We start from the raw sequence: 17,372 nt of genomic DNA, 5'->3' as shown, positions 1-17,372 counted from the left end.
TTATGCCAAGCTCTAAACGCCCCAGTTGGAACATCTACCAGGGAAATGGTCAGCCTCAAGCCTCGATCCAGCTTCCTGCGCCTCCCAGTTGGCGACAGTTTAGAGATGATGCAGAAGGTGCGATCGAGCAGCAACAGAAAAAAGGCGAAACGTTTCAACCGCCTGATGTTGCGATCGAGATGGTGAATGCGGCGTTGGCCTTGCGGCGACCGCTTTTGATTACTGGAAATCCGGGGACTGGGAAATCTTCTTTAGCCTATGCGGTGGCGCGAGAGTTAGGCTTAGGAACGGTTCTGAAATGGGCGATTACGACTCGGACGACGCTCAAAGATGGGCTGTATAGTTATGATGCGATCGCTCGGCTTCAAGATGCTCAAGCGAGTGGGCAAGACAATCGACAAGAAACGGGGAATTACATTACTTTGGGTGCTTTGGGAACGGCTTTTCTGGCGGCTGATCGACCGAGAGTGTTGTTGATCGATGAAATTGATAAAAGCGATATTGATTTGCCGAATGATTTGCTGAATTTGTTTGAAGATGGGGAGTTTCCGATTCCAGAATTACAACGATTAGAGATGTCGGAGACTCCAGTGCGAACGCTCGATCGAGAAAATGGCAAGCAGCGCAAAGTGATGATTCGAGATGGGGTGGTGCGTTGTCGAGCTTTTCCTTTGGTGATTATGACAAGCAATGGGGAGCGAGATTTTCCGCCGCCTTTTTTGCGTCGATGTTTGCGGTTGAGAATGCCAAATCCGAGTCCGAAAGAGCTTGAAGCGATCGTAGAAAAGCATTTGGGAGAACAAGCCGCACAGCAGTCGAAAGCTTTGATCGAATGGTTCTGTGAGCAGATTGATACAGGCGCAATTTTAGCCACCGATCAACTGCTCAATGCGATTCATCTGAGAACTCAGGAACGAACTAAAGCGACAAAGGAATTTAAGCTCAGCGATTTGGAGCAGAGATTGTTAAAAGATTTGAGTAGTCCAGAGGAGGTTTAAGGTTTGGACTATCCGATCGCACATCTCAAAGCGCTCTTAAGCGATCGTGCAGGACTTGAACTGAGTCCTATCGAATTGGCTGAGATTTTGTGGTTGGCATTACAGCAAGGAGAGATTGAACTAGATGAATCGGAAACTCCAGCATTACAGGCTCCAATAGAAGAGAATCGAGAAGTCGAACCCGATTCAGATCCAATTCGATCGAATTCTGAATCGGCTGCTGTCGTGACAGAACCGCCAAAACCTGCGGAAGAGGAAGCCGAGGAATCAGAACCGCGATCGCAAGAATCTGCTTTACCTGTGAAGATTCCAGAGTCAGTTGCATTACGAAATCGCCAAGCAATTGCTCGATCGATTCGTCCGTTGATGCGGAAAGTGGCATCGAAACAACGTCGGTCGATCGATGAAGAAGCAACTGCGATTCAAATTGCCGAGACGCAAACTTGGAGTCCAGTTGTGCAGCCAGATCCGGAGCGATGGTTAGAGTTAGCGATCGTGATTGAGGTGACAAATCTTTTGGAGGTTTGGCGGGATACGATCGCTGAATTTCAGCAGTTAATGGAGCGGCATGGGGCATTTCGGACTGTGCGAACTTGGCAACTGAAGCCGAATGAAGATGGAGAGCCGCAGCTATTTTTACAAACCTCAGCCGGGTTACGCAGTCGGGCGCGGAGTCCGAGAGAGCTACTGGATTCGGCTGGACGAAGGTTGATTTTATTGCTGAGCGATTGTACTTCGAGGGCTTGGCGTTCAGGAAAGATCCCTGAACTGCTGGAATTATGGTCGCAGGAAAATCCAGTGACGATCGTGCAGCTTTTACCGGAGTCGTATTGGGAGCGAAGTGCATTGTCGGCAGGCTATCCGGTCGGTTTGAAGTCGAGATTACCGGGCGCGCTCAGTCGAGATTGGAGCATTGAAGGACTTTCAGCACGACAGCGACAGCGATTGCCAGAGGGGTTGAGTTTGCCTGTGGTGACGATGCAGCCTGAATCTTTTCGGCAGTGGGCAAAAGCGCTCTCTGCAATGGATGAGCAGCAAACGATCGGAGTTGTTTTGAATTTACAAGCTTTTCCAATGCAGTCTCTGGCTCAAGCGGCTCCTTTGACAGCAAAACAGTTAGTTCAGCGATTTCGGTCTACTGCGTCTGCAAAGGCTCAAGAACTGGCAGATATGATGGCGGTTTTGCCTGTGAATTGGTCTGTGATTCGGCTGATTCAGAAGAATTTGCCTGCCGATGAGACAGAGAATGCATTGTATTTAGCAGAGATTTTCTTAAGTGGATTGCTGCATCCGATCGATGCTCACTACGATTTTGTCGAAGGAGTGCGGGAGGTCTTGCTGAAAACGATTCCGATTTCTGAGGCTCAGGCGGTTGGGGAAGAGGTGACGGAGGCGGTGTTTAAGCAGTTGCCGTCTGAGGTGCAAGAGCGGGTGAATGCGGATATTTCGCGCAGGTTTGGGGAGGGTTTGAGTTATTTTGAGGCGTTTTTGATTCCGGATTTGCCTTGGGGAGAGTCGGCTGCGAGTGAGATTTTTCCGTTTGCGCGGGTGGGACGGCAGGTGTTGGCACAGTGGGGGGAAGAGTATGCGGCTTGGGCAGAAGAGCTAGCAGGATCGAGTCAAGTTTCGGAAATTCCGCTGTTGCAAGAGTTTGATGAAGCAGCGATCGAGGAAGAGAATGCAGCGATCGCTTGGTTTCGAGAGCGCCAATTTGAAGTTCAATCATTCCGATCGAATGAAATGGAGGTGTTCGATCGATTTGCGTTGGATCTGGGCGATCATTACGATGTGCTAGCTCCTGTTCTTGTGCAGATGAGACGGGCTTTTTTGCGGAAGCGAAGAGATTTTCACTATGCTTTGGGCGAGATTTCGGAGGAGATGATTTCTCGCTGTGTTGGGTTTGGACATAACCTTTTGAATGCAGAGTTGCTGGTTGAGTTTCACTACGATCGAGCAACTAAAACGATTCGAGGAACGATGGCAGATCAGCCTGATCTCGCTGAGTTTTTTATGGGAGTATGGTTTGAGAGATACATCTATCAGAAAGTTGCGAATCTGCTTCGAGAGCGAGATTTGGAGTTTAGCTCTCTGAGTCATGTAACTGTTACTTTGCCTAACCGCGATCGCTTTGAGCTAGATCTGTTCTTTTTAGTAGAGGATGAGCCGCTTTTAATTGAATGTTTCACAGATCGAGATATCGATCGTGCGCTTCAAAGAATTTCTCAAAGTGGGCAAAGGCTTGAGATTTCTGACTCTCAAATCTTTTGCATTGGATTAGAGATGACCTTAGCGCAAATTGCAGAATTGCATCAGCAGCATCGCGTGACAGTCGGAAATCGGGAAACTTTCTTAGCTCAAATTCGGACAGCATTGGTTTCTGAGCCTTCACTGCCGACGTTTAGCTTTGAGGTGATTACAGTCAACGAGCGAGGAGAAGTAATCGATCGTCGTCCGGGTCAAGCCAGTTACTATCGAGAAGAACTTGCAAAAGGTGTATTTCTCGATATGGTTGAGATTCCCGGCGGAACCTTTTGGATGGGGGCAGCAGATGGGGAACTAGAAGCGAGAGATAATGAGAAACCTAGGCATCAAGTCACGATCGAGCCTTTCTTCATGGGCAAGTTTGCAGTAACTCAGGCGCAGTGGAAAGCGATCGCAAAATTGCCCAAAATTAATCGAGATCTCAAACTAGATCCATCGAAATTTAAGGGAAAGAACCGACCTGTTGAGTGTGTTTCTTGGGACGATGCGATCGAGTTTTGCGATCGACTAAATCGGAAAACAGGACAGTTTTACCGATTACCAAGCGAGGCTGAATGGGAATATGCTTGTCGGGCTAGAACAACGATACCGTTTCACTTTGGAGAGACGATTACACCTGATCTCGCGAACTATAACGGCAATTACATTTATGCAAATGCTCCAAAGGGGATTTATCGAAACAAAACGCTCGAAGTAGGTAGTTTTCCACCGAATGCGTTTGGACTGTATGACATGCACGGAAATGTTTGGGAATGGTGTGCTGATCCGTGGCATGACAGCTATGCGGATGCACCTACTGATGGTCGGGTTTGGGAAATGGACAATGAAAACTTTTCTCGCATTCTACGCGGCGGCTCCTGGTACCACTTTCCGAGGTACTGCCGTGCTGCAATTCGCGACAGGGTTAGGCGCGACGGCTCCGGCGACGGGGGGGGGGTTCGTCTGGCTCTTTCCCGCCCCAGAACTTCTTAAGCTTTATTCTCTTACCCTTTTACCCTATTTTGCGCCTTTACTTCTGAGAAGCAAATTTTTGGAGAGTTTCGATCGGCAATTTGAAATGTTGGGCAATGTCTTCGATCGTCATCCCTTTTTCTAAGAGAAGCGGTACTGTCTTCTCAAGGATTTCTTCCTGTCCTTCTTGATAAACGCGAGTTTTTCTAAGGTCATCTCGTCCCCACATTTCGCGCTCCTAATTTTGAGGAGTAAACATTTGAATTGTTTCGATCGGCAATTTGTAATACTGGGCAATTTCTTCAACTGTCATTCCTTTCTCTAGGAGCAATGGCACTGTAATTTGTAACATTTCTTGCCGTTCTGTTCTGCGTCCTTCCTGCTCTGCTTCCTGATATGCACGAGTCTGTTTTAGATCACCAAGTCCTAACATTTCGCCTATCTCCTGGAAATTTAGTTGTGGAAATTTATAAACAAAGATCGTCTCGATTAATTCTATGAGATTTCGCTGTGCTGTCACATCCGTAAGCTCTTGCCGAGTTCTATCGATTAATGCCCGTCCTTTTGCTGGAGCCTGTTTTGGTTTCGTTGCGATCAGTTGCAGTAATCCTAAACCTATCGATCGTTCTCCCACTTCTGGCGGCAACTTGTTCAAATAGATTCGCTGCACTCTTGGATTATCTTCGTACTCTGAATAGTGTTCTGGAATTCCAGGGTCAAAGCGCTTTTCAGTAAAGATCACCACTGCTCGCCAGCTATGGAACGGTTTGTAGTCTTTCAGATACAGATGAATCTCGCCAAAAAAGCGATAGTAGAAGTTTTCTTCTTCCCTGTAAGCCTGAGCTTCCACAAAATAGATCGGAGCTTGGCGCATTCGCAGCGGCGGCATAAAGATACCATCAATAGTAAAGCTCGCTTGCTTCACTTCTTGAGAACCAAACCCATAAGTGCTAGTTCGAGGATCACCATCGCCAATCAACTCAAAGAAAGCACTCGGAGCAAGCTGAAAAATTCGATAAAAAATTGAATCCGTTTTCAAAGGTCTATCTCAAATGCAATGCAGCCACAATTAATCCTGCTTCCATAGTTTAATCGATGTAAAAGCTGATGATCCATTGAATCAAGATTTGTTCAACAAGCGATCGCAGATTGGTTATAGTGGAGCAATTCTCGCGCAGTTTGACCCATTTGACTATGTTGAGCAGTCCCAAAAGTCGAAGAGTTGCCGCAATCCTGGCATTAGCAGGAGCCGTTCCCATTGTGGGCGGCTTCCATCTGGTTGGATTGCATAAGCTGTATTTGGGGCAGCGCTGGTGGTGTTTGATCTATGTTGCACTGGCATTGACTGGGAGTAAAGCAGCTTGGATTGCAGGGCTGTTTGATGCAGCGTTTTATCTGATTCAAAATCCAGATGAGTTTGATGCGAACTTTAATGATCAGCCGCTCCCAGAGACGGGGACGATCGGGGGAACAAAGCCAAATGCGGTCGTTGCAGTTTCCGATAGTTTGCGAGAGCTTGATCAGCTTCGACAAGATGGTTTAATTTCAGAGTATGAATTTGAACAGAAACGGCGGAAATTGCTCGATCGAATCAAATAATCTGGTTCTCCTAAGCAAGGGGAACAGCGTTTAGGGTGTGTGAAAAGTATCAATTATTTCCTCGCCCCGTTCTATCTCGCCCTGGAATAGAATTCCGGGCTAACCGTGCGAAGTCCTTTGAAAAGGACTGAAGACCTGACCTTGATTGGCTGTTAGTCCCTTCAGTGGACTTCGTTCAACTAGCCCTGGACTTTCAGTCCGGGGGCGGGTGAATACAATGAACGATACTTTTCAAACATCCTCTTAGGGTTTCCCCATGACCCTACCGCAGCGAATCCCTTCTGATGTGAGACAAAAATGCTAAGCTGGCTTTCTTCTTCTCTGCTCAAGTCTAAGATTCAAAACGATCCTTACTACCGCTTCCAGTCGATGGCTGAGATTAAAATCGCGGCAGATTTAGGGATACAAATTGATGTGAATCAAGCAGCAGTCGATGATTGGCTGAGGTTTCCGGGTTTGTCGATTCATCAAGCCAAAACGCTCACGCAAATGAGCGAATTCGGTGTGCAATTTCTTTGTATTGAAGATGTTGCAGCCGCTTTAGGCTTATCGGTTCAGCGCTTGAAGCCGTTAGAACCGATTATGAAATTCTGTTATTACGATCCAGAAAGTTTACATCAGATTCAGCGCGTGAATTTGAACACAGCAACGGTGAATGACTTAACTCAAATTCCAGAAATTCGATCCGTATTAGCCAGAGCGATCGTCAGAAATCGACAAATTCGAGGCGAATACAAAAATCTCGTTGATCTTCAGCAACGATTGTCCCTTCCGAGTGAGATGATTGCCAATCTGATGCATTATTTACGGTTCTAAAATGCTCGAAGGCAAGGCAACATTTGAAGTCGGTTCCGCTTTTTATAATCCGAAAGCTGAAATGGTCAGAGATTTGGCAATTTTAGCGGCGGCAATCTATCGACGCGATCGCGGACATTTACGAGTGTTGGATGCGATGGCAGGCTGCGGAGTGCGATCGCTCAGATATGCCCTCGAAAGCCAAGCTGATTTTGTATGGGCAAATGATAGTAATTCTGACATTCAAGGCATTCTGCACCAGAACTTAGCACAATTGAAATCGACGCAGTATCGAATTAGCGATCGTGATGCAATTCGAGTCTTTTTTGATTGCTATAACCAGCAGGATTACTATGATTTAGTCGATGTGGATGGCTTTGGCTCTCCAGTTCCCTATGTTCATGCTTGCCTCAGTGCTTGCGCGATCGGGGGAATGATTTACTTAACCAGCACCGATGGGCGAACGGTGACAGGTCGTGCCGCAGACAATTGCCTTTCAGATTATGGCGCAGTAGCTCGAAGTCATCCTGCCATTCATGAACAAGGATTGAGGCTAATTCTCGGCAATGTTCAACAGCAAGCAGCCTCGCGAGGAATGGGGATTGAGCCTGTATTTTCCTACTTTACAGGGCAAACCTATCGCGTCATGGTGCGGTTAGTGTCGTCGATTCAATTGAATGAAAAGAACTATGGATTTTTAGGATTTTGTCATGAATGCGGAACCTATCAAACCGTTGGATGGCGAAGTTTAGGGCGATCGCACTGTCCTCATGACCAGCGATGGCTAGTCGTCAGTGGAGCCATGTGGCTTGGAAAACTACATGATGTTTTGCAGATTACACAAATGATTAAACTTGCAAAAGAATGGGGTTGGATCTCGCAAGTTCGCTTATTAGAACTGATGCAAGCTGAAGCAGAAATGCCGCCCTATTTTTATACCCTAGGGGAGATTGGAAGACGCGGAAAATTAGATATTCCAAAGTCAAATTATTTGATTCAAACGCTGAAAGAACTGGGATATCGAGCGAGTTTAACGCATGTCGATCGTGAAGCAATTAAAACCGATGCTGATTTAAAAACTTGTGTTCGGATAGCTCGAACATTTTCTAGTTGACTTAAATTTAGGAACGGATTACCCTGGGAGTATGGAATTGCAAGAGTTGAGATCTTTTGACAAGTCCTCGCGCTCTAAAGCTAGAGAAGCAATCAGTTAGTTTGAGATTGCTTCCGCGCCCAAAGGCAATAAACACGGTGATTTTATGTATTATCTAAAAGGAATTCCAGACATATAGCGGGCATTGTCAGGAAGCACAATTAGTTAATTGAAATTGGAATTTAAGCCATTTTGATCCCTATTCTTCGACCTGTTTTAAGGTATAGGTCGAAGGTGGAAGATTTTTACCTTTTTTCTAATTTATTAGGGTTTGATGCAAATCATTTTGCGTCCAACACTCGGTTGTGCGATCGAATATTTCACGTTTCAAGATTCGTAGCATTTGAGAAGGACAAAATTTGTATGCTGTCTATTGATGTAAACGTAGCTTATCGTGTCGCTACGTCGAAAGATATTGATGTTTTATTGCAACTGGTTGAAGAGTTTCACAAGTTAGAAAAATTGCCGTTTGATCCCGTACTCGATCGCGTTTCACTTCAGCAATTTTTGCTCAATCCAACCCTCGGAAAAATTTGGCTCATTTACGATCGTAAAAACGTGATTGGTTATGCAGCCGTTACGTTTAGCTACAGTATCGAATTTCGTGGGATCAGTGCAGTTCTAGATGAGTTGTATCTCCGTGCCGACTGTCGAGGGCAAGGAATTGGCACGAAGACGCTGAGATTTGTCGAGGAGTCGTGCCAGCAGATGGGAATTGATGTGATCTCGCTTCTCGTACATCGTGACAACGATCGCGCGAAACAGGTTTATCAAAAAGTAGGCTATGACGATCGCGGGTATCAATTGATGGTGAAAACGATCGCGTGATTAAACATGTATGAGGACTAGGAATTGGGCGGCAAAGTCGTGAAATAGAAAGTTGTCCCTCGATCGACCTCTGAATCTACCCAAATTTGTCCTTGATGGCGTTGGATAATCCGTCGAACCGTCATTAATCCAATGCCATTACCCGGAAAGTCCTCATACGCATGCAATCTTTGAAACGCATTAAACAAGCGCCCTGATTGAGCCATGTCAAATCCAGCCCCATTGTCTCTGACGAAAAAAACCGGAGCTTTCGGCATGACTCCAAATTCAATTTCTGCGATCGCTCGGCGGCTCGTGTATTTCCAGGCATTGCCTAGTAAATTCTCTAGAGCAACTCTGAGTAGTCTTGCATCTCCATAGGCTGTTAAATCTGCCTGAATCGTAACCTCTACTTGGCGATTAGGCTGAGTCTGTTTTAGGTCTTGTACGATCGCACTAGCAATCTGGCTCATATCGACTTGTGCGACCTGCATATCCAATCGAATAATGCGAGAGAGCTTAAGTAAATCTTCGATCAAATCTCCCATCCGCTGCACAGACGCTTGAATATAGTTCAAATAGCTTTTGGCCTCACCCTCAAGTTGCGTAACATGATCCTCAAGTAGCATGTCACTAAAACTTTTAATCCGTCTCAAGGGCGCACGTAGGTCATGAGAGACTGCAAAACTAAATGCTTCTAATTCTTGATTGATTTCAGTTAAGCGTTGATTCAATTGAGTTTGAGTATCTGCATAGTCCTGAAGCGCGATCGCTGTTTGCTTGCGGTCTGTAATCTCTTCTAGAATCAGCAACAGTCCGCTTGGAGATTGATCTTGAGGCTGATAAAACAATGGCTCGAATTTCAGCTCAAACCAGCGCTGCGATCGCTCTACTTCAAACGGAGTTAACTGCTGCAATTTTTCCTGCCATTGGTGCGGAGTGATCCAGTTGGGAACTAATTGTGATTGAAGTAGCATTCCAACTTTGACATTCAGCCAAGTTGCCGCCGCCGGATTGCAGAACCAGATAAAGCCATCTAAATCTGCGGCAAGTAACCCGATCGATAAATTTCGAGCGATCGCAGCTTGAGCGGCATGCGATCGCCCAAATTGTTCTGCAAGTGTTGCAAGTTGCTGCACACGCCTCATTGAAACAGGTTGCTGAGAAAGTTGAGGAGAGACGAGCAAAGATTCATCAACTTGGCGAAGCACAATATCGCTATAGTAACGATTCCAGAGTTCTTGAACTTGGCGCTGTAGCATCGCATTTAAGCTGAGTCGCTCTTGGAGAATCGTAATACTGACAACTGCTAGAACAAATAAAATCGGAGTGGCAACACTGAACCAAACTGAACCGAACTTCAAAGCAAGGACACAGTAACCAAACCAAAAAATTACTAAACCCAACCCGATCCAAACTTGTGTCATCGTTTGCCAGCGATCGAGCCATCGACTCAACCCCAATCCGAAGAACACGAGCACCCCAAAGCTCCAACTCTTGGGCACAGGTTGCAGCACCTTATGCTGGAGTACATTATTGATCGCCGTTGCATGGAGATAGACCCCACTTGTTGGAGGCGCACGATTAAACGGGGTAATCAATTCGTCATAACCTGTTGCCGTCATTCCCACTAAAATAATCTTGTTCTCAAACGCTTGGATCGGCACTCGATCGCGCATCACATCGACAAAAGAATAGCTCGGAATATGCTGACTTGCTCTTGACCAGTTCAACCAGAGCGGTTGATTTGGCGGAGGCAGCGTTACATCCTTACCCATCATGAAATACCGTTCCAAAGTTGCAATTGCAAAAGATGGGCGATCCGGAGGCGAAGCCGGAATGCTGCGAGAAATCCCATCGGCATCAATCTGCTTGCGAATATGCCCCATTGCGCTAGCCTGAGACCGCAATGAATCCACTGGGAGCAACGGTACGCCAAGATTATCTTGAGCTGTTGCGAGCACTACGGCTTGATGCTGTGCGATCGCATCTGCGAGTTTTAAATCTTCTGCACTCGGCTCTGACCAAATGATGTCAAACGCAACGATATTCTCTTCTGCTCTTGCTAGCACGTTTAAGAGTTGAGCAAAGCGATCGCGCTTCCAAGGAAACCGTCCTAATTCCGCCAAACTGCGATCGTCAATCTCCACAATCACAATTCTCGAATCCCAAGACTGCTCACCGCGAACCAGAAAAAGCACCTGATACGCGAGATTCTCAAGCGGTTGTAAAACTCCGAGCCATGACAACGTCAAAATGAGCACGATTGAGATTAAGCCTGATCGCAATCGTCGTAAGTTATTGAAAAGCCAGCGCATAGTCACGTCGAAGTCCAAGCGGAGTCAACACCGTTACGCGCACCTGCGGAAACGATATTGCATCCAGTTCGACCCTAAATTTACCATTGCGGTCTGTGTTCTGCTCAATGTCGTTGACGAGAACGGTATTAACTGCATCGACTTGCCCGTCTAATCGCAGTCGTCTCACCCCATTCTTAAACGATTTGACAAATTCATACTTCAAAGTCGTATCGTTGCGGAGCGGAACCGGATCAGACGGAGGCTCGCCTGGAATCGTAAAATTTTGAAATCCAGCATTCACGAACACACTTTTACCTTGAGCGCTCGATTCTACACTCCCTGCGCCAGTTGCAATACTCATTTTGCCGTTCTGCTGGACATTTACCCCAAATTCAGTCCCACGCACCCCTGCAACTCCTGCTGGCGTTTCAATTTCAAGCTGCGACTCAGGGTTAGTAAATGGACGAACTTGCACTTGTACTCGTCCTGTCGTCACATTTAAGCGGGTGACTCGCCCACCATTGGAGGTAGCCTCTAGCTGACGCACATTGACTCTAGTGTTTTCGGAAAGATTGACTTGCCCAATGCCTAAATCAATCTGCAGGACTGCACTTGATTTTTTCCCAGTACTGGCTCCATCTCCAACAACTTGCAAGCGATCGCCCGATCGAGCAGGACGCGAGCCTGTATTCTGCCAATATGTGACTTGTCCTTTTAATTGTTGCAGACTCAACCATCGATTCACTCTGACGGTCACATCTCTTGCTTGAACAACTTTTATCCCAGTCAGCACCCCAATTCCACACAGCAATAAAACGCTGATTTTTGCTGATTTCTGAGCAAAAGTTAAATCCTGAAAATTCTTCATAGGGTCGTGTCAAGCTAGTGATTTCATCGTAAATTGTGCCAAAAGTACGAACGCTATACTTCTACAAGATTTACAAATGAAACGCTGATTTTATCTATCAGAAAGCATAGGATAATTAAGGTGAAAAACTGGTGAATTATGAATTTAGCGAAGTGACCAGCCTAAAGCATCAGCGACTTGATCAGAAAGCATTGCTGGATCAAAGGGCTTTTTAATCACTGCGATCGCACCAGAATTGATGGAAGATTGCAGATCTAAAACCTGAGTTTTAGCTGTTAAAAAAATAACCGGAATCTGAGAAGTTTTGGGATTTTCTTGCAGCTTTTTTAACGTCGTCAACCCATCCATATCCGGCAGCATCATATCGAGCAAAATCGCATCGGGCTGTTCAAATTCTGCGGTCTTGATTCCTTCTGCGCCAGAAGTTGCGACGCTCACTTGCATACCGCCGACCAGTTCTAATGTGGCTTTGACAACCATGCGAATATCCATTTCATCGTCAATCAGCAAAACGCGATGTGTAGCCATAGTCATAGAATTAAATCGGATCGATCGGGAGCGTAAAAAAGAACGTGCTACCCGCCCCTAATATACTCTCAACCCAAATTCTTCCACCATGCTGATTAACAATGCTTTTACAAATCGCAAGTCCTAACCCTGTGCCACCTTGCTGTCTTGAATCCGAAGCATCCACTTGCTGAAATCGCCCAAAAATTCGCTCGATCTTATCACTCGGAATTCCCCGCCCTTGGTCTTTCACGGCAATCCAAACTTCTCCAGGATGCAATTCTGCACTCAGTTCCACCACGCTCTGCGACGCAGAAAACTTAATCGCATTGCTCAAAAGATTCGTTAAGGTTTGAATCATGCGATCGTGGTCAACAAACACCGTAATGGACAGTGTGTTTGCTTTCAGTTGAACATTGGCAGCATTCGCACTCCCCTGCATTAATTGCAGCGATTGCATCATCAGATCGTTCAGGTTACAAAGCTGAGGGGAAATGTTGACTTCAGCCGCATTCAGGCGCTCAAGATCGAGAATGTCATTGATCAATCGAACTAAGCGATCGGTGTTATTCACGGCAACTTGCAGAAAAGGCTGACACGCTTCAGGTAATTCGCCCAGTCTGCCCATCAGCATCAAACCGAGCGAGGCGCGAATTGACGTTAAGGGAGTGCGCAGTTCATGGCTGACGACAGACACAAACTCATCTTTCATTTTTTCGACAGCTTGCAGTTCACTAATATCTCGAACAATCCACGATTGCCCAGTGACAATTCCTGCCGAGGATTTGACAGGTGAGATCGTTAGGAAGACATCGATCGCGGTTCCATCTTTGCGGTAGTGAACAGTCTTTTGGGTCTGCTGGTCTTTCTGTTCGTCAATGTATACGGGATTGTGCCGACAGACTAATGTTGTAATCGAGTGTCCTTGTGCTTCTTCTCGACAATAGCCATAGGTTTTTTCTGCACCCTTATTCCAACTCAGAATGATTCCATCTAACGTGGTGCTCATAATTGCATCATTGGAAGATTCGACGATCGCAGCTAACTGTTGCAACGATTCATTTGCAATTTGCAGTTCAGCAGTGCGTTGCTGGACTAGGCTTTCTAATCCTTCGTAAGCCTGACGGAGGGCTGCTTCTGCCTGTCGTTTCTGTCGTCGAACTTCCGCTTCGCGCAGTTCTCGCTCGATCGCGGGAACTAACCGACTCAGCGATTCTTTGAGGAGATAGTCATGTGCGCCCGCCCGCATGACTGCAACTGCTGTTTCTTCTCCCATGCTTCCCGACACCACGATGAACGGCAGATCTAAGTCGAAAGATTGAACGAGTTCTAGAACTTGGTGAGCCGTGAAACCAGGGAGCACATAGTCAGAGATGATCATGTCCCAAGTTTTGGAACTCAGCGCTGAGCGTACAGCTTCTAAGGAGAGAACGCGCTCAACCTCTAACTGATACCCTGCTTTGCGTAGGGGGTACAGCAGTAAAAGCGCATCCTCCTGCGAGTCCTCAACCAGTAGCAATCTGAGCGAATTTTCCATTTACAGTTGGGCGAGTTCCGAGACTGCATGTTGTTGGATCGTTTGCAGGCGAGCAAGGCGATTGAAGATTCGGGTCGCCAGGATAGACGGAACCACAGGTTTCATCAAATAGTCATCTGCACCGATTTCAAAACTTGTACTCTGAGTCTGAAAATCTTCGCAGACGGTGAGAAAAATAATGGGGAGCCAGCACCATTGCTCACTAGCACGAATCGCCTTGCACAACTCTAATCCGTTCATTTCGGGCATTTGCACATCGAGTAACACGAGATTCGGCTGTATCTCATCTAAGGTTTGCCACAGCTTCGATGGAGATGGCAGCGGAATGATCTCGACTCCTAAGGGGCGCAGCACTTCTTGCAGCAGGTTCAGCAGCATTTCATCATCATCGATCGCTAAAACTTTCGCTTGAATGGGAACCGGAGTCGAATCAGAGGCAGAGAGAGGACTAGCTGCATTCTGGGAACTTGCCTCAGAAGAGGAGGCTTGATCTTTTATTCTTAAATACTGCTGTAAGTCATGAACCAAGTCTGCAATTCGCTGAATTACTTGAGGCTCATGCAACCGATCAGACTCAAACAGAATTTCGAGTTGTTGAGCAATCTGTGAACCTTCTGAGAACCCAAACATGCCTAAAGCACCTGTCAACTGATGGGCACTCTGCGTGGCGTTCGAGCGTAGCGTTTCGGAGCATTCGCCTGTCCTTAGAGCCGTTGCAGCTTGTTGTAAAACGGTCAAACGCTCAAAACTCAAGCCTTTGACCTGTTGCCAAATTTCAGCGACGAGCATTTGTGTTCGTTCCGCTTGCGGATTGGGCGGAATTTGAGGTGCATCGTTGATGGCTTCATTCGCACTTAGCCCGTAGCCTTGCCCGTATAGCGTTTGAATCAAATGCTCTGCACCGACTGGGCGCAACGCTCGGCGAATGCCTTTGATATGGGCTTTGATCGTTGATTCATCGGGCAGATCATCATCAAGTGCCCATAGTCGATCGAGGATTTCACGCCGACTGAAAATGCGCTGAGGATTGCGGAGAAATAGCTCTAGCAAGGCATATTCTTTGGGTCTTAAATTGATGGGTTGACCTGCAAAGGTGAATTTGCGATGGGCAGGTTCTAATCGCAATCTGCCCCATTCTAAAACGGGAGACGAACTGATGCCTCGACGCTGAAGTGCCCGCACCCGCGCCACCAATTCTTCTGGATCAAAAGGCTTAATCATATAATCATCTGCGCCCGCATCGAGTCCTAAAACGCGATCGGCTTGATTGCTGCGAGCTGTCAGCAGCATAATCAAGATATCGGGTTGATGCGTTCTTAATTTTCGGCAAAAGCTGATGCCATCTAGTTTGGGGAGCATGATGTCTAGGAGTACGAGGTCATAGGGAAAAAATTGCAGCATTTCCCATCCTTCCTGTCCATCTGTAGCAATATCGACAACGTGACTCTGACGAACTAATGTTGCTGCCAACACAGTAGATACTTGGGTATCATCTTCTACTAATAAAATTCTCATTGATTTATAGAGATTATCGGTGCAAGGGTCTAATCGTTGTCCTGGATCGAGTCTACATTCAAATCAATCTCATTGCTGCGTTCTTCCAAATCAATGATTGAATCTTCATCTCCTAGATTGTTGCGGCGAATCTGCTCAAATGCTTCTCGTGTAAGCTGATGTAGCTGAAGATTGTTCGCTTGAATTCCATCTAGTAATTCAATGATGATGTCGCTTTGATCAATCTTTTGATCAATCTCTAGTTCAGTTAAGGCAAAAATTTTAGATTGATAAGTCTCGCTGTCTGCGGCAGCGCGATCGCAGACCTGCTCGATTCTTTCAATCTGTTTTTGAATCCCATTCAGGCGATCGAATCGTCCCTGTCGGGTCAACATTTCACAACTAATTTTTAGTTTTGTCACCGTCTTGCGGAGCTTCTCACACGCATCATCGAGATCAGATAAGCGATCGCTTAAATCACTCTGCAAGCCGTCTAAAACCTCGATAGTCGGAAGCAATGCGCGCTCAACTGGCTCCGTCCTAAAACTTGCTCCATGCTGTTCTAGGAAGTGTCTTTGCGAATTGGATAGTCCTTGGTTTCCGCCAAATCGAGCTTGCTGCACGATCGCACTTTGCCAAGTCACACCGACTAAAGTTGATGCAAGTAAGTTGGCATTGTTGAGCATCGCTGCGGTGAAATCAGAATAGCTCAGATAAGTTCGGTTTAATCTTGCCCCGCGCAAGCTCGCATCCTTGAAGTGTGTTCTAAGCATAGCTGCACCACTGAGTTGAGCATTGGTCAGAATAGCATTTTCAAATGAAGCTCCGCTCAGATAAGCCCGGTTCAGCTTAATGTCAGTCAAGTCTGCTTCATGAAATGTACTATCGTTCAAGCTCGATCGTGTGGCAATCGCAGCTACTAACTTTGCGCCATTGAGCGTTGCACCTGTGAAGTTTGCGCCCCGCATCATCGATCGACTTAAATCTGCGCGACTGAGATTCGCATTGCTAAAGTCAGCACCTCGCATGACCGTATCGGTCAAATCTGCGCCCCAGAGCTTTGCGGTGTTTAAATTTGCGCGGCTCAGACAAGCGCCAGCCATTTCTACTTTAAATCCGTCTGCTCCTTCTAATTCCGCCCCTTCGAGTATGGCTTCGTGCAATTTTGCTCGGCTCAATTGCACAAAGCACAGATTCGCATTCTCTAAAATCGTGCCGATTAAGCTTGCCCGATACAGGTTTGCGCCATAGAGCTTGGCACGGCGCAGATTAGCGCGATCGAGAATTGCCTCTTGCAGATTCGCTAACTTGAGATAAGCGCCTTGCAATTCTGCGCTGGTTAGATTCGCACGAGACAGACGAGCATTTTTGAAGTCTGCCCCTGCTAGAAAAGCACATGCTAGGTTTGCTTCATCGAGCAATGCGCGTCTGAAGTTAGCTTCATACATTCGTGCATCACGCAGATCTGTGCCTTTGAGGTTGGCTTCTCTCAAATAAGCATTTTGCAGATTTGCACTGCGCAGTGTAGCAGATTCGAGACAAGCAAAACTAAGATTGACGCGTTCGAGTGTCGCTTCGGCAAAGTTCGATCGCGTTAAATCTGCGCCTTCTAATTTTGCCCCTTTGAGATCGGCTCCGATAAAGACAGCGTGTCTCAAATCAGCTCGAAAAAAATTTGCTCCTCGAATCCAAGCATCACTCAAAATCGCTTGATAAAAAGTGGTTTCGCACAAGGCTGAGCCGCCTAGGTTCGCTTCTTGGAATTGTGCGTGACTAAAATTGGATTCGCGGAGGTTGGCATGGCGCAACGTTGCCTGAGAGAAATCTGCAAAGCAGCAATCAACTCGAATCATCCGAGCATGAGAAAGGTTTGCTCCTTGAAAATTGGTCACTCGCAGAATTGCGCCGCTGAAATCCGCGCCGATCAGCGTTGTTCCGGTAAAGTTTGCGCCGGTCAGATCGCAGTTTTGAAAGTTCGATCTCGTTAAATCTAACCCACTGAAATCCTGACCTCGAAGGCTTCGTCTTTCATAGTTTTCGCACACTCGCCCATTCCTCCGCTGAATTTCTCTGTGGAATTACGGAAGCAAATTGGCTTTAT

At 46.6% G+C, this 17,372-nt stretch carries 14 protein-coding genes; 6 read left to right on the top strand and 8 right to left on the bottom strand.

Annotated features, from left to right (window positions below; genetic code table 11):
- The first annotated feature begins 2 nt into the window (after positions 1-2).
- Together OU814_RS04585 and OU814_RS04580 are read left to right on the top strand one after the other, a co-directional pair.
- The gene (locus OU814_RS04585) at positions 3-998 is read left to right on the top strand and encodes an AAA family ATPase (RefSeq protein WP_268180909.1); all 996 of its coding nucleotides are present in this window, start codon (positions 3-5) and stop codon (positions 996-998) included.
- A 3-nt stretch (positions 999-1,001) separates the two neighbouring features.
- On the top strand, positions 1,002-4,232 hold the full coding sequence (locus OU814_RS04580; RefSeq protein WP_268180908.1) for a formylglycine-generating enzyme family protein: 3,231 nt from the start codon (positions 1,002-1,004) through the stop codon (positions 4,230-4,232).
- A gap of 37 nt (positions 4,233-4,269) precedes the next feature.
- Here the strand turns inward: OU814_RS04580 and OU814_RS04575 are convergent, their stop codons facing one another.
- A complete protein-coding gene (locus OU814_RS04575) occupies positions 4,270-4,440 on the bottom strand; it encodes a hypothetical protein (RefSeq protein ID WP_268180906.1) in 171 nt (56 codons plus the stop codon).
- Between the two features lie 9 nt (positions 4,441-4,449).
- A complete protein-coding gene (locus tag OU814_RS04570; RefSeq protein WP_268180904.1) occupies positions 4,450-5,250 on the bottom strand; it encodes an Rpn family recombination-promoting nuclease/putative transposase in 801 nt (266 codons plus the stop codon).
- A gap of 155 nt (positions 5,251-5,405) precedes the next feature.
- Here OU814_RS04570 and OU814_RS04565 point away from each other — a divergent pair, with 155 nt between their 5' ends.
- The 4 genes from OU814_RS04565 to OU814_RS04550 all read left to right on the top strand — a co-directional run bounded on the left by OU814_RS04565 (position 5,406) and on the right by OU814_RS04550 (position 8,586).
- Positions 5,406-5,810, top strand: a complete 405-nt coding sequence (locus OU814_RS04565; RefSeq protein ID WP_017290294.1) for an SHOCT domain-containing protein — start codon at positions 5,406-5,408, stop codon at positions 5,808-5,810.
- A gap of 369 nt (positions 5,811-6,179) precedes the next feature.
- The gene (locus OU814_RS04560; protein ID WP_268180902.1) at positions 6,180-6,626 is read left to right on the top strand and encodes a ComEA family DNA-binding protein; all 447 of its coding nucleotides are present in this window, start codon (positions 6,180-6,182) and stop codon (positions 6,624-6,626) included.
- A gap of 1 nt (position 6,627) precedes the next feature.
- Positions 6,628-7,719, top strand: coding sequence for a tRNA (guanine-N1)-methyltransferase (locus OU814_RS04555; protein WP_268180900.1), 1,092 nt, complete (start codon positions 6,628-6,630; stop codon positions 7,717-7,719).
- Positions 7,720-8,121: 402 nt separating this feature from the next.
- Positions 8,122-8,586, top strand: coding sequence for a GNAT family N-acetyltransferase (locus tag OU814_RS04550; RefSeq protein ID WP_017290297.1), 465 nt, complete (start codon positions 8,122-8,124; stop codon positions 8,584-8,586).
- 17 nt (positions 8,587-8,603) lie between these two features.
- Here the strand turns inward: OU814_RS04550 and OU814_RS04545 are convergent, their stop codons facing one another.
- The 6 genes from OU814_RS04545 to OU814_RS04520 all read right to left on the bottom strand — a co-directional run bounded on the left by OU814_RS04545 (position 8,604) and on the right by OU814_RS04520 (position 17,316).
- Entirely contained in the window at positions 8,604-10,883 is a 2,280-nt protein-coding gene (locus OU814_RS04545; RefSeq protein WP_268182092.1) for a CHASE2 domain-containing protein, read from the bottom strand.
- Positions 10,864-11,733, bottom strand: a complete 870-nt coding sequence (locus tag OU814_RS04540; RefSeq protein ID WP_017290299.1) for a FecR family protein — start codon at positions 11,731-11,733, stop codon at positions 10,864-10,866. The genes OU814_RS04545 and OU814_RS04540 overlap by 20 nt, the downstream gene beginning before the upstream one ends.
- Positions 11,734-11,877: 144 nt before the next feature.
- Positions 11,878-12,261: a response regulator gene (locus OU814_RS04535; RefSeq protein ID WP_268180897.1), complete on the bottom strand. Its 384-nt coding sequence runs from the start codon at positions 12,259-12,261 to the stop codon at positions 11,878-11,880.
- A 10-nt stretch (positions 12,262-12,271) separates the two neighbouring features.
- Positions 12,272-13,777, bottom strand: coding sequence for a sensor histidine kinase (locus tag OU814_RS04530; protein WP_268180895.1), 1,506 nt, complete (start codon positions 13,775-13,777; stop codon positions 12,272-12,274).
- On the bottom strand, positions 13,778-15,292 hold the full coding sequence (locus OU814_RS04525) for a response regulator (protein WP_017290302.1): 1,515 nt from the start codon (positions 15,290-15,292) through the stop codon (positions 13,778-13,780). It lies immediately after the preceding gene.
- Between the two features lie 29 nt (positions 15,293-15,321).
- On the bottom strand, positions 15,322-17,316 hold the full coding sequence (locus tag OU814_RS04520) for a pentapeptide repeat-containing protein (RefSeq protein ID WP_268180893.1): 1,995 nt from the start codon (positions 17,314-17,316) through the stop codon (positions 15,322-15,324).
- Positions 17,317-17,372: the final 56 nt, after the last annotated feature.

The organism is Leptolyngbya sp. GGD (assembly GCF_026735145.1).
GTDB lineage: Bacteria > Cyanobacteriota > Cyanobacteriia > Leptolyngbyales > Leptolyngbyaceae > Leptolyngbya > Leptolyngbya boryana.
Note: the sequence above shows the minus strand (reverse complement) of the source record. Positions and strands in the feature narration are given on the sequence as shown.

Excerpts from the sequence above, each read along its gene's own strand:
- OU814_RS04545 (WP_268182092.1), bottom strand. The coding sequence starts at position 10,883 with ATGCGCTGGCTTTTCAATAACTTACGACGATTGCGATCAGGCTTAATC.
- OU814_RS04555 (WP_268180900.1), top strand. The coding sequence starts at position 6,628 with ATGCTCGAAGGCAAGGCAACATTTGAAGTCGGTTCCGCTTTTTATAAT.
- OU814_RS04560 (WP_268180902.1), top strand. The coding sequence starts at position 6,180 with ATGGCTGAGATTAAAATCGCGGCAGATTTAGGGATACAAATTGATGTG.
- OU814_RS04575 (WP_268180906.1), bottom strand. The coding sequence starts at position 4,440 with ATGTGGGGACGAGATGACCTTAGAAAAACTCGCGTTTATCAAGAAGGA.
- OU814_RS04550 (WP_017290297.1), top strand. The coding sequence starts at position 8,122 with ATGCTGTCTATTGATGTAAACGTAGCTTATCGTGTCGCTACGTCGAAA.
- OU814_RS04530 (WP_268180895.1), bottom strand. The coding sequence starts at position 13,777 with ATGGAAAATTCGCTCAGATTGCTACTGGTTGAGGACTCGCAGGAGGAT.
- OU814_RS04525 (WP_017290302.1), bottom strand. The coding sequence starts at position 15,292 with ATGAGAATTTTATTAGTAGAAGATGATACCCAAGTATCTACTGTGTTG.
- OU814_RS04540 (WP_017290299.1), bottom strand. The coding sequence starts at position 11,733 with ATGAAGAATTTTCAGGATTTAACTTTTGCTCAGAAATCAGCAAAAATC.
- OU814_RS04535 (WP_268180897.1), bottom strand. The coding sequence starts at position 12,261 with ATGGCTACACATCGCGTTTTGCTGATTGACGATGAAATGGATATTCGC.
- OU814_RS04565 (WP_017290294.1), top strand. The coding sequence starts at position 5,406 with ATGTTGAGCAGTCCCAAAAGTCGAAGAGTTGCCGCAATCCTGGCATTA.
- OU814_RS04585 (WP_268180909.1), top strand. The coding sequence starts at position 3 with ATGCCAAGCTCTAAACGCCCCAGTTGGAACATCTACCAGGGAAATGGT.